Consider the following 12,565-nt stretch of genomic DNA (forward strand, 5'->3'; position numbering starts at 1 on the left):
GAAAAGCCGAACGGGCAAGGCCCGGCCTACCGCAACAACCTTCGACCGTCGTTGATGGCCGCATCCGGCGCAAACATGGGCATGGCATCGGCCGTATTGCTGGCGGTACAGATTTCCGCCGACGGGTCGAAGCGCCTCACGTTGCGGTTGCTCGCCATGGTGTCGGCCAGGCATGCCTGGCCATCCACACAGCGGTTCAGGATGCGGTCATAGAGGTCCGGCGCCACGCTGGCGTAACGCTGCACCGGTTCGCTCTCGCTGGGCTTGGCCAGCTTCAGATAGGTGTCCTTCGACAGCGACGTGCCCGACGACTTGACCTGCTGGACCCACCGGTCGAACTCGTCGTTCGACAGTCCGTGGAATTTGAACCGCATGTGCGAGAAGCCCGCGCCGCTGTAGTTGGAAGAGAGCCCGTCATAGACGCCAGGCCGGTTGATCACCGCATGAAGCTTGGTTTCCATGCCCGGCATGGCATAGACCATGCCCGCCAGAGAAGGCACGAAGAACGCGTTCATGACCGTGGTCGCTGTGATCCGGAACGCGATGGGCCGGTCGACCGGGGCGGCCAGCTCGTTGACGGTGGCAATGCCCTGCTCGGGATAGACGAACAGCCACTTCCAGTCCATTGCCACCACCTCAACGGTAAGCGGCTTGGTCTCGGCGGGCACCGGACGGTCCTGATCCAGCCGCGTCAGCGGCCGATACGGATCGAGTTGATGGGTGCTGACCCAGGTGACGGCGCCCAGCGTGATGATGATCAGGAGCGGCGCGGCCCAGATGGCCAGCTCCAGCACGGTGGAATGATCCCAATCGGGGTTGTAGTGCGCGTTCTCAGCGCTCTCCCGATACCGCCATGCAAACAACAGGGTCAGAACGATCACCGGGACGATGATCAGCAACATCAGACATGTCGCGATGATGATCAAGTCCCGCTGTCGCACCGCCATGTCGCCAGCCGGCGACAGCAGCACGGCATTGCTACAGCCTGCAAGGGTCACCAACAAGGCAATTGCTGCACCTCGCCAAAGCGACCTTCCCGTAATTCCAAGGGGTGTCACTACTGCATTGAAGCGTGGCATGGGTCTCGGAAGTGGCGTTTGGTTAACGTCGCGCTGGGATGGCCCAACGATCTTTCAACTTGTCGTTGCAGTTTAGGCGCTATTCTGGTCTTGTGATGACGGACTTTTGATCGCCGTACGACATCCCCTCCCCCGAATCCCGATGGAGACTCAACGATGGCAAGTCTGACCCACCAGCATCGCGCGTCGCCTACTGCACCTCCCGCACCAGGTCACCATGAAGTTGCCCCGGCAGAGATTGCCATAGGCGTCGTGATCGGGCGCGCGTCGGAGTACTTCGATTTTTTCGTCTACGGCATCGCGTCGGTGCTGGTGTTCCCTTCGGTCTACTTTCCGTTTGCCAGTGAATTGGCCGGTCTGCTGTTCAGCTTCACGGTCTTCTCGTTCGCCTTTATCGGGCGCCCGTTCGGCACGGCGCTGTTCATGCGCATCCAGCGCCGATGGGGGCGCAGTACCAAGCTGACGGCATCGTTGTTCCTGCTCGGCACAGCTACGGTGGGCATTGCGTTCTTACCGTCGTACGCATCGATCGGCCATTCGGCAATCTATCTGCTGGCGCTCTTCCGCTTCATGCAGGGCATCGCGTTTGGCGGCTCGTGGGATGGCCTGCCGTCGCTGCTGGCCTTGAACGCGCCCGAAAACAAGCGCGGCTGGTACGCCATGGTGGGGCAACTGGGCGCGCCCACCGGCTTCATCATTGCCGGAGCGCTGTTCCTCTTCCTCTATACCAGCCTGACGTTTCAGGAATTCATCGAATGGGGCTGGCGCTATCCGTTCTACGTCGCCTTTGCCATCAACGTGGTGGCGCTGTTTGCGCGGCTGCGGCTGGTGGTCACGCACGAATACACGCAACTGCTTGAGGAAGAAGAGCTGGAACCGATCAGCACCCTGCAGATGGTCAACGCGCAGGGGTTCAACATCTTCCTGGGGGCCTTTGCCGCGCTGGCCAGCTATGCGCTGTTCCACCTGGTCACCGTGTTTCCGCTGTCATGGGTGTCGCTGCGCAAGACACAGAGCGTGCCTGCCGTGCTGACCGTCCAGATCATCGGCGCTGCGATTGCGTTCGTGGGTACGCTGGTTTCCGGCCTGATTGCAGACCGGTTTGGTCGGCGCACCACCTTGGCGGCCATGGCCGTGCTGATTGGCATCTTCAGCCTGGCCGCACCTTGGCTGCTCGATGGCGGTGTTGCGGGCCAGGACATTTTCATCCTGGTCGGCTTCGGTCTGCTGGGGCTGTCCTATGGCCAGGCGGCCGGCGTGGTGACGTCCAACTTTGAGAGCCGATTCCGCTATACCGGTGCCGCCCTGACGACCGATTTCGGCTGGCTGTTCGGTGCGGCATTCGCACCGCTCGTGGCGCTAGGCTTGTCGTCGCTGTTCGGACTTGGCGCGGTCAGCCTGTACCTCCTCTCAGGGGTGGTTGGGACGCTGGTGGCGCTGCGGATCAATAAGGCGCTTGGGACACCGGATTCCTAATACCGTTGCCCGGGAAGCTCCGTAGGCACGCGAACTGCTAGGAACCCGCAGTGCGCAAGAGCGCTTTTTCAAAGGAGCAGACCATGAACAAGGATCAAGTGAAAGGTACTGTCGAGAAGATGAAGGGCAAGGTCAACGAGGCCCTGGGCAAAGCGACCAATAATCCTGCACGCGAGCTGAAGGGCGACCTCCAGCAGGCCGGCGGCCAAGCGCGCAAGGACGCGGGAGACGTCAAGGAAGCAGCGAAGGACATTGCAAAGAAGTCCCGCTGATTGGCGCGCGCATGGCTTCGGCACCGCGGTGCTGACGCGCATGGCTAGAAGGGGGGCGACCGGGCGGTCGCCCTTTTTTTCGCCCATAGCGGAGCAGGCATGCTGCCTTCGCAACGTGCAGCGGCCCAGAGTCGCGCTCAAGAAACGGTTTGCCCGATGGCCAGAAGATTGCCTTCATTGTCTCGGAACCACGCCCCCTTTTCCGCCGCCCCAGCCTTGGACGGGTAATTTCCTTCAATGCATGCAACGCTGTTGACGGTCTTCAGCCCAGGAAGGTCGTATTCCTCAAACGTCACCCCGCGCTGCCGCAGCTCGCGAACCCGCCTCGATGTCAGAGGCTTCCCTGCCCATTTGCGTATGGGCCCGGAGGCACCTCCGGCGGACTGGAACAGCGTGAAATAGCCATTCCCGCATTTGTAATGCAGACCGCCGGGCCGCTCCTCAACCAGCTCAAGACCGAGCTTCGACTGTCGCGCGCGTGCGAGATCCTGCGCCAGAATCCGGGTGGTACGTCGCCGGCGAGCGGGGGTGATAGCCGCCGTTGGTTTTCCATTCGCGTCGACAACTCTGCTCGATGACACCGATGGCCTCGTTACGTCAAGTTGCGCAGGAAGGACGTGCGCTCGCACATCGCGCGAATCACATCAATCGCGCAGTCGCTCGACGGTGAAGTCTTCATCGTCGACGTGGTCGCCAAAGACGACGATCTCCGCCCTCCCCTTCACGGGCGACTAGTCGGCCACCGTGCGGGCGGTGCCCTGGCGGTCATCCAGGATGGCAACCATTTTTACAGAGGTCGTCGTCATGGCATCTTCAATCAGTCCGGTTTGCTCGATTCAGAATGCTCCGGACAGCAGATAACCTGCATTCGGAACCTTCGCCTTCAGCCCAAGCGTCTTCAGCATCTGGTAGACCGTAGAAGTCGCCGCCGAGAACACAGGCCGATCAAGCCGGTCTTCGACCACCTGAATTGATGGCAGCGACGGCATCTGCACGCACGCCGACAGCACGACCGCATCGGCGCCGCTGATGTTGAGGCGATCCGCATGGCCGACAAGGTTTGCCGGATCGAGCCGACCCACGGCAAGATTGTCCGACACTTCCAGGCTGATTGAATCGGTGACTTCGATACCGGAATCCTCGATGTAGTCGATCACCGTTTGCGTGAGCGGCTTCATGTATGGCGTGATGATTGCTACCTTCTTGTAGCCCTGTACATGGATGGCGTCTATCAGGGCACCGGCGGAACTGAGTACAGGCGTAGGGGCATTGTTCTGCTCGGTAATCCTGGCCAGACGTTCCTGCGAAACACGGTGATAGCCACGGCCCTGGCTCATGATGGCGACCAGGCAAGCATATGCCATGACATCGCAGCGGGCATCACTCAATTCAAGCGCGCAGCGGTCGCTTGCTACGTCCATGTTTTTCAGTTCCTCTGGCGTGACATGCATCATGCGCATGCGGGCTGAGTGGAACGTGAAACGTTCATCGGGAAACTCGGCGTAGCGGGAGGTCAGCATCGCCGGGATTTCGGTCTCCATCGTGGTATTGGAGCTGGGGACAATTTGCCCAATGCGGAAATTCTTCATGATCAGAGGCTTCCTTCGAGAAGAGATTAGTTGTCGCTGGTGAGACGCACGCCCTTGGTTTCCTGAAGCAGGAACACCATGGCCGAAGCAATGAGGTAGGACACCGATGCCAGCGAAATCGTCGCAGTGAATCCGATCAGCGGTATCAGGATCGGCACCAGCTTGATACCGAGGATGGCGCCCACGCGGCCAAAGTTGAAACAGAAGCCCGCCGCCGTGGAACGAATGCTGGTGGGGAACAGCTCGGAATACCAGGCGCCGAAGCCGCTGAAGTAGCCGGTAAAGAAACCGAGCAGTGCCGCAAGGACGCCAATGGCGACGATGTTGCGGGTTGTGAATGCTAGTTTTCCGTCCGTCAGTGGCATCAATGTCGCGCCGTATGCGAACACCGGCACCATGATCGCCATGCCCAGGAAGAACAGCGCAAACGACTTGCGGCGACCAATCAATTCGGCAAGCTGGCCGTAGACGAGATAGCCTATCGTGGCACCGATGCCGGTCCAAATCAGGAACACCGGAGCCTGGTCCACACGCACATGCAGGATGCTCTGCAGATAGGTCGGGGTAAAGGTCGTGATGATCCAGTACCCGTACATGCCGAAGATCGAAATCGACAGGCCCAGCAGGGTCATCTTCAGGTAGGCGGGGCGGAATATCTCGAACAGGCTCGACTTCTTCGCGTGTTTCGCCTTGTAGGTTCGGTTAGCAAGCCAGACCGGCGACTCCTTCACGAACAGCAGGATGAATACAAACGTGACGTATGCAGGAATCGATGCGTAGATGAAGAGCTTGCGCCAGGAATCGGGGTTCGAGGGGTCGAGTAGCGTCCATGCGAAGCATGCCGCCAGGAGTCCGCCGCCTGACCAACCGGTTTGCATGAACGCGATGGCCTTGGCGCGGCCCTCCGGGGCCCAGATCTCAGACACCAGTGCCGATGCAGCGGACCACAGGCCACCCACGGCCACACCGACGCAGAATCGGTAGACATTCAGCTCGAGCACGCTCGATGCGAAGCCACACAGCAGCGTTCCGGTGCCATAGATGAACACGGACGCGAGAATGGTCTTCTTGCGTCCGATCCGGTCCGCGATATTGCCGAGAAACAGCCCACCGATCCCTGTTGCGAGCAGAAACCATGCGACAGTGGAGACGACATCCCTCAGGCCAACGGAAAAGGTATTCGCAATCGCAAGCATCACGAAACCGAAGATGGTCGCGTCCAGCGCATCGAACAGCCATGCAGCCCAGGAACCACCGAGCGTCACATAGCGCTGTACGGTAGACGAAAGAGCAGGCTGCCGGAACGCCCCGGTGCTTGCCGCGTCTGGCGATGAGTTGATAGTCAATTTGGTCTCCGTTCGTTATTGCCAGGTCTTGTCCGCTTGTGGGAAGAGGCCGACAGATCTTCGAGCTTGCGGCTACACTTGCGTCACGCGACTAACTCTGGGCGGATGAATGTTAGAAGCCCAACCAATGTTGGTACATCAATCATTCGCGAGCTCACCATCGCAGATTGCGATGGTGCTTCAGCAGCCAGGGCCACTGGATCACGCACGCCAATGAAACTGGATCCGCAATCACTTCGCCTGTTTATCAGCGTGCTTGAGGAAGGCACCATTGCGGCTGCCTCGCAGCGCGAACACATTGCCGCGGCCGCCGTGAGTCGCCGGCTCAGCGAGCTGGAGTCGCTTCTGGGATCGCAACTCCTGATTCGCAGCAATAAGGGCATCGAACCTACGGAAGCCGGAACGGCGCTGATGTACATGGCGCGCGGTGTCCTGAACGACCTCAGCGGCATCGTCTCGGAGATGCGGGAGTACTCGCATGGCAAGCGGGGATCGGTTCGCCTGCTCGCCAATATTTCCGCGATTACCCAGTTTTTGCCCGCACTCCTGAAATCGTTCATGGAAAAGCACCCGAATATCCGGGTGACCCTTGAACAGATGGAGAGCCTCGCGATCACGCGGAGCGTCGCCGAAAGCCGTGCCGATATTGGGCTCTTTACGCGCATGCCGCATGAGGCCAGCGTCGAGATCCACCCCTTTCGCACCGACGAACTCGTGGTCTTGCTTCAAGCGGATCACCCGCTTGCGGACCGCGCCAGCGTTTGCTTCGATGAAGTACTTGATTTCGACGTTGTGTCCCTGCACGGCGGGACACACCTGCACTACCAGATGCTGCAGGCCGCAAACGAATCCGGCCGCACATTCTCGCCGCGGATGGAGGTATCCAGTTACGATGCGCTCTGTTTAATGGTGCAGACCGGCATGGGCATCGGCATATTGCCAAAGGGCAGTACCAGCGCGTATAGCATGCCGGAAATGAAGATCGTGCGCCTGGATGAACCGTGGGCCCAGCGAGAACTATCGATGTGCGTGCGCAACGTGGAAACACTGACACCGGCGGCACGGCTCCTGTTCGATCACCTTCAGCGCGAGCAATCTGCTGAAATACCGGCAGTGAATGGCACCGCGGCGACGTCCTCCTAGATGAAGCCGCCGTGCAAGCTGTCCGGTCAATGGCGTGCGCGCCTTTCAAAGACCCGAAGACCGGTCAACCAATGCACACACCCTTCTCCAGACTGTTCGCATTCGGCCTAGACCGCACCGTGCCGCCGCCCGCACACCCGCCGACGTCGAGCGCGCGCTGCAACTGCTCAACAAACACCTCTACCAGGCAGACCGCTACACCGGCATGCTCATCGTCCTGCAGCACGACGACGCCAAAGAGCCCGCTGTCATCTCCGCCGACACCTATCGGCACGAGCGCGCCCGCGCGCTGACTGATTTTGCGCGGGCGTCGGTGCAGATTTCGGAGTTGATTGAGGCGGGGGTGTAGACGCCAAACTGCGGGACGCATCGCTGGAGGCTTCGGCCATGCGATGCGGCGGCCAGAGTGGGACTTAAAGCAGGCGAGCGCGTGTGCTAAAGACAGCCAGCCAAGCTTTACATGGCCACCTTGCGTTTGCGGCGTCCGACCGCGATGTGTACCCACAGGGCGACACACGACAAAAGACCCGCAGACCAGTGAAGATATTCTGCACTTTGGCGCAACAACTGGCCATTCACGTAGTACAGCGCATAGCCCGTGACGACCAGCATCAATGCGAGGGAGCCGAGCAACGCTCCGGCTGCGCGATTACGTTTTCGCATCCATGCGTTACGGATATGCGGCCCCCACAGCATTCCAAACAGGTAAAGCACTGCCATGGCGGCCGCGCCGTGCAGCTTCATGCTCCAAGCGAGTACCAGGGTTCCGCCTTCGCTGCCGTCGTCTAGAAAATGCAGGACCAGCCAGGCGAGCCCCGTAACCAGCAGGGCAGCAAATACCCCATAGACCAGCCAGCGCCGTCGCGGACTAAGGCGAAAAGCGCTTTCGCGCAGATGGAGGGAGAAGCGTGGTGGAACGGACATGGAGTACTGTCGGCCGGCTAAGCTGGCGAGTATACGACCACAGCCCCGCCGTACCGTCTCAACAGCGGATGCGCTGCATCGCCAGTGGCAAGCACGACTTTGGTCAGCGCGTCGGCCAGCATGCAGGTGGGTGCCTGCACCGTTGCACCGGCAAGCGGTGGCAGCAACCTGCCGCGAGCATCGCGGATGCGGGATGCACTTTCGGCGACTGCGCCAAAACCGGCAGCCGTCGAACTCGCCAGTGCCGCGTTGTCGAGCAGCACAGACGTTGCAACACGGGCAGCGTTTTGCGGGTCACGCACCTGCACCGACATCGGCCAGGCGCCGTGGTGGCGCAAGTCGCCGCCGGCATTCACGATCGCGCGCTCGACCGCGAAGGTGCGCAACACCTCGATCGCACAATCCACCGCAAAACCCTTGGCGATGCCTCCAAGATCCATGTATGCGCAGGTTTCTTTGACGACGATGTCACCGTCGAAGGAAATGGGAAACCGCCTGTCTGCGAGCAAGTCGAGGGGGCCGACACGGCAATCGAATGCGCGCTCCGACACGATATGCAGTTCAGCCGCAAGGCGCAGAACGGCAAGGGTCCGAGGATCTGCAATGAGCCTCTCACCCGGCGCCGCGCGATTGATGGCCTGCAGTTCACTGTCCTTCGCATGAAAAGTGAGCAATGCGTGCACAGCGGCCATCTCGTCGAACGCGGCCGCCACGGCGGCTTCCGCCTCCGGCCCTTCAGCCTGCACGTCGACCAGGGTGCCGAGCAACGGGCGCGCGCGCCGGCAAGTCGCGCGCATCAGCGCTGGACGAGCGCCAACTGCGCCATCACCGCAATGCGCCGGATGCCATCGGTGAGATGCGTGCACGACAACGTTGCTCCGCTGATGTTGTTGATGTCATCGCCCACACGCAGCGCCGACTTGGCCGACTTGCCCAGAAACTGTGCGCGCCACGGCTTGTTGCGGACTTCGTAGCCGTGGCTTTCTCGGTAGGTAAGGATTTCCACGCCACTGATCTCGCCGGCGGTGTTCAGGGCCACGGCGTAGTTGATGAGCTCGAATTTGCCGATGACGGCGTCGGTCACGAAGTAGCCGAGCGTCTTATCACCTTGCTTGGCTTGCCATGCGCGCCACGCACCCGGCTTGGCCGGGCCGCCCGCACGCTCGGCCAACTGCTTGAGCTGGTCGGCTGAGAGCGTGAGCGACACCGGCTCAAAGCCTGTGGCGCCGGGAAACATTGCCTTCTGGGCCTCGGCAGCGGACAGGTAGTCCGCCGCAAACGCCTTGGTGACAATCATGCCCGGCGCCCCCACGGCGGCGGCACAGACAAGAACAATGGGCACTGGCTGGTAACGCATGGCTTGCACCTCCTTGGATTTGCCGCTCCCGCGGCTTAGAACGACACGCCCAGGCCCAGATCCACACGCGAGAAATCGCGGTTCTGCTTGAAGCGCTGGTAGTCCACCTTGAAGACCACGTTCGGGTTCAGATAGAAGTTCGCGCCGATGGTGTACACGGTGTCCGACAGCGAGGGCCAACCGGCAGGCATCGTGAAGCCCGGAGCCAGACCTTCGTACTTCTCGGCCATGTTGTAGCGTTCATAGCGGACGAACGGCGCGAAGCGGTAGTCGCCCTTCTGCCACAGGTTGTAGGCCGCCTGTGCATACCAGCCGTAGAACGCCGCCGGCATCGGGTTGGCGGCACCCGGGTTCAGCTGATTGGCGGCAGCGGTGTTGCTGAACGTACCGCGTGCATACAGGGCAGACAGATCCCACTTGCCCGGTGTCCAGCGCGCGTGCGCTTCGTACAGCGTGGCGCGCTGTTCAGGCAGTACGGCTTCCGTGCTCGACCGGCTGCTCTTGCCCGTGAAGACCGAGCCGCCCAGCGTTACGCCCGAAATACCGGTGTAGTTCAGCGCCACATACTGCGACAGGTTCTTGGCGTTGGCCAGCCCCAGTTCCTGGTGCGAGGTCTGCATCGGGGCGATGGCGTTGTTCTGCATCTCCAGCGCGGACTTAAACAGCGGGTTCTCCGGGTTGAAGTTCCACTTGGCCAGGTCCAGCCCGGTAGTCAGACCCACATTCCAGTTCAGGCCGAAATCGGTATCGCCGTACAGCGAGAGACCGCCCTCACGCCACGTGCTCGGGATGATCAGCGTCTCGACAAAGTTGCGATGCACGCCGTAGTAGTTGGTCGGCTCATGGTTGCGGTTGATGAACCCCGCTGGGATCAGGAACAGGCCTGCATTCAGGCCGATCTTGTCGGTCAGCTTGTGGTCGATGTAGAACTGCTCGACTTCGAATTCACCCGAGTCGGTGGCCGACGTGATGGCGTGCTCGATCTCGAATTCGGAGTTGAAGCGCGTCTTGTCGTCGAACTTGTAGCCGATACCGAACACTGCGCGCGCGAGATCGAACTTGGTGTCTTCGGAACGGCGCGTCGGGCGGCTGTAGTTGGCTTCGCCGTAGCCCCACAGCGTGAGGTTGTCCAGCGGCGACGGCCTGGTCGAGGCGAGCTGTGCCGTCTGCACGGTCTGCTGCACGTCTTGCAGGGCCGCGGTTTGCTGTGCCTGTGCCTTCGCCTGCGTCTGCTGCTGCGTGGCGAGCGTCGCGTTCTGCGCCTTCACCTCTTTCAGTTCGGCCTTGAGCGCTTCAATCTGCGCGGCCATGGCGTCGAGTTTCTGTTCGAGTTGCGCGGTGGTGGCGGCATTGGCTGCGCCGGCCCCCATCAGCGCAATGGCGGCGGCTACCGACAAGGCGGTTCGTTTCATGCTGTGACGCTCCCTGGTCTTGAAATTTTGAATTGGCTTACTTGCTTGTTGCCGTCTTGCTCTGCGTGGCTCCGCTGGCAGAGACGGTCTGGATACGGGCGGCACCCACGCTGGCTGCGGTGGAACTGCATTGCGCTGGCACGCGATAGGCCGACGGGTTGGCCGGATCAAATCCGTCGGTGAGCGTGCACAGGAAATGCACGAGATCGCTCATCTCCTGGTTCGTCAGCGACGGCGCGGTGCCGGGGTTGTATGGCACTTCGGCCACGTTCACGTTGGCATCGAAGGCGGCCGGCAGATCGTTGTATGGCACATCGGGTGTGCCGTCGGCCTTGACGTACCAGCGGCCGGGGTCGGTATCGCGCGTGATGTACCACGCCACCACCTGATCCAGCGTCTGGAACACGCCGTTGTGGAAATACGGTGGCGTCAGCGCGATGTTACGTAGCGTCGGCACTTTGAACTTGCCGCATGTCGAGCCACCTACGCGGAAGTCGGTACGCAGCGGCCCGCAGATGCCGAGGTCGTAATAGCTGTAGTTCGGATTGCCCAGCGCCAGGCCGTTCTTCGGCACGTACGGCAGCGTGGTGCCTTCCTGGTTGGCGGCGATGCTCCAGTTGCGCGGGATACCGACGTTGTCGTACGTGAAATCGGTAAACAACGCCGGCGTGCTGCCCTTGCCTGTGGAGATATGGCAAGCGTTGCAGTTGCCCTTGGTCGGGTTGTTGAACAGCAGCAGGCCGCGCGTCTCGGCATCCGTCAGGTTTGTCTTGCCGGCGAGGTAGGCGTCGAACTTGCTGTCGAAGGTGTGGAAGCTCGGGTCTTCAGATTGGAAGGCCGCCAGCGCACGGCCAATGCTCTGCATCGCGTTCGCGCTGTCCTGGATGCCGGCGGGGGTGAACACGGCCTTGAACTGTTCTAGGTAAGGGCGCGTCAACAGCGTTTTGAAAACATCGTCGGCCGAGGGGTTGGCCATCTCAAACGCGTTGGTGAACGGCTGCTGCGCCTGATCCGCCAAGGATGCCGAACGACCATCGCGGAAGAAACCGCCGGAAGCCTTGCCGGTACTGTCGATCTTGAAGTTCGGCGTGAACGAAGCGTAATTTAGCGACGGGGTGTTTCGCAGGCCGGGCAAATCGGAATTCGGCCCGCCGATCGATACGGCCAGATTGTTCGGATCAGTGAAACCGCGCGCCGGGTCATGGCACGACGCGCAAGACTGTTTGCCCGAGGCCGAGAGCGTCTGATCGAAAAAGATTTGCTTGCCGACCTGCGCCATGGGCGACAGGCCATCTGTTGCCGCGGGGGATGACGTGCTAGCGCTATCTCCACCACCGCCGCATCCCGACACCAGCGCGGCGGACGCCGCAGCCGACAGCACCAAGCGAGCCGCACGCCACAGTCGGGCTTGTGCGCTGCTTCCTCCACATTTCTCTGCTTTCATTTCCCTGACGCGGCAAGCTCTTTAGCCTACTAAGGCGGCTCAATTAATGGTAATAGGAACAATTCGCGTTCGCATTCTATGCGAATGTCCAAAGGAAATCACCTGCATTTTTTTCGAGAGGTCGCCCGAGCGCGGCCCACGCACGTTCGTTTCGTGGGCGCCGCCCACCTTGCACCCACAATTTGCGCCTCACTGGCACCTGTGGAACGCAAACTCCGGCTGCAGCAAGCGCCCCTCCCTCCCCTGCAGATACCTCAGTTTCTCCACATCCCGCTGGCCACAAGCGCCACGATGTCAATGGCTGTGAGCACGTCGTTTTGGCTGATCGTCATTCTTTGCGGCCTCCCATCCAGCGTTGGGCCGCCTGCTGCAACCACGCGCAGCAGTGCGCCCCAACCCGTTTGCTCTGCCATTCATGCGCCCACTGCTTGTTTGGCGACTGCCCAGCGCGCGGGGTGGCTCTGCGCCCTCCATGGACAGGCGAGCGCAGGCGGCGAGGCTGCAGCCTTGCTGAAGGATTGTT

The 12,565-nt window shown here is 61.1% G+C and carries 13 protein-coding genes; 4 read left to right on the forward strand and 9 right to left on the reverse strand.

The window, feature by feature from the left end; genetic code table 11:
• Positions 1-26 precede the first annotated feature (26 nt).
• Positions 27-1,079, reverse strand: a complete 1,053-nt coding sequence (cyoA, locus tag ACUXH0_RS08645) for a ubiquinol oxidase subunit II (RefSeq protein WP_012435858.1) — start codon at positions 1,077-1,079, stop codon at positions 27-29.
• 156 nt (positions 1,080-1,235) lie between these two features.
• Here cyoA and ACUXH0_RS08650 point away from each other — a divergent pair, with 156 nt between their 5' ends.
• Positions 1,236-2,555 carry an MFS transporter gene (locus tag ACUXH0_RS08650; protein WP_004627026.1) on the forward strand — a complete coding sequence of 440 codons (1,320 nt, stop codon included), beginning with the start codon at positions 1,236-1,238 and terminating at the stop codon, positions 2,553-2,555.
• A gap of 83 nt (positions 2,556-2,638) precedes the next feature.
• On the forward strand, positions 2,639-2,827 hold the full coding sequence (locus tag ACUXH0_RS08655) for a CsbD family protein (RefSeq protein WP_004627028.1): 189 nt from the start codon (positions 2,639-2,641) through the stop codon (positions 2,825-2,827).
• A gap of 137 nt (positions 2,828-2,964) precedes the next feature.
• Here the strand turns inward: ACUXH0_RS08655 and ACUXH0_RS08660 are convergent, their stop codons facing one another.
• From ACUXH0_RS08660 to ACUXH0_RS08670, 3 genes are all read right to left on the reverse strand, one after another.
• Positions 2,965-3,408 (reverse strand): VOC family protein, encoded by a 444-nt coding sequence (locus ACUXH0_RS08660; protein WP_404944689.1) that lies wholly within the window; start codon positions 3,406-3,408, stop codon positions 2,965-2,967.
• A gap of 255 nt (positions 3,409-3,663) precedes the next feature.
• The gene (locus tag ACUXH0_RS08665; RefSeq protein WP_004627030.1) at positions 3,664-4,416 is read right to left on the reverse strand and encodes a maleate cis-trans isomerase family protein; all 753 of its coding nucleotides are present in this window, start codon (positions 4,414-4,416) and stop codon (positions 3,664-3,666) included.
• A gap of 26 nt (positions 4,417-4,442) precedes the next feature.
• Positions 4,443-5,762 (reverse strand): MFS transporter, encoded by a 1,320-nt coding sequence (locus tag ACUXH0_RS08670; RefSeq protein ID WP_004627032.1) that lies wholly within the window; start codon positions 5,760-5,762, stop codon positions 4,443-4,445.
• 213 nt (positions 5,763-5,975) lie between these two features.
• On the opposite strand from ACUXH0_RS08670, the gene ACUXH0_RS08675 reads away from it, so the two are divergent.
• Both ACUXH0_RS08675 and ACUXH0_RS08680 read left to right on the forward strand, forming a co-directional pair.
• The gene (locus ACUXH0_RS08675) at positions 5,976-6,905 is read left to right on the forward strand and encodes a LysR family transcriptional regulator (protein ID WP_182593903.1); all 930 of its coding nucleotides are present in this window, start codon (positions 5,976-5,978) and stop codon (positions 6,903-6,905) included.
• A gap of 34 nt (positions 6,906-6,939) precedes the next feature.
• Positions 6,940-7,254 (forward strand): hypothetical protein, encoded by a 315-nt coding sequence (locus ACUXH0_RS08680; RefSeq protein WP_259393675.1) that lies wholly within the window; start codon positions 6,940-6,942, stop codon positions 7,252-7,254.
• A gap of 107 nt (positions 7,255-7,361) precedes the next feature.
• Here the strand turns inward: ACUXH0_RS08680 and ACUXH0_RS08685 are convergent, their stop codons facing one another.
• From ACUXH0_RS08685 to ACUXH0_RS08705, 5 genes are read right to left on the reverse strand one after another with little or no spacing between them, the layout of a single operon-like run.
• Positions 7,362-7,829, reverse strand: coding sequence for a hypothetical protein (locus ACUXH0_RS08685; protein ID WP_182593904.1), 468 nt, complete (start codon positions 7,827-7,829; stop codon positions 7,362-7,364).
• A 17-nt stretch (positions 7,830-7,846) separates the two neighbouring features.
• Positions 7,847-8,596: an FAD:protein FMN transferase gene (locus tag ACUXH0_RS08690; protein WP_259393676.1), complete on the reverse strand. Its 750-nt coding sequence runs from the start codon at positions 8,594-8,596 to the stop codon at positions 7,847-7,849.
• Positions 8,597-8,625: 29 nt separating this feature from the next.
• On the reverse strand, positions 8,626-9,186 hold the full coding sequence (locus ACUXH0_RS08695) for an FMN-binding protein (protein ID WP_012435863.1): 561 nt from the start codon (positions 9,184-9,186) through the stop codon (positions 8,626-8,628).
• 35 nt (positions 9,187-9,221) lie between these two features.
• Positions 9,222-10,598: a porin gene (locus tag ACUXH0_RS08700; RefSeq protein ID WP_004627043.1), complete on the reverse strand. Its 1,377-nt coding sequence runs from the start codon at positions 10,596-10,598 to the stop codon at positions 9,222-9,224.
• A 37-nt stretch (positions 10,599-10,635) separates the two neighbouring features.
• A complete protein-coding gene (locus tag ACUXH0_RS08705; RefSeq protein WP_182593906.1) occupies positions 10,636-12,042 on the reverse strand; it encodes a cytochrome-c peroxidase in 1,407 nt (468 codons plus the stop codon).
• Positions 12,043-12,565 lie beyond the last annotated feature (523 nt).

This window comes from Ralstonia sp. 110700041-2, assembly GCF_056280165.1.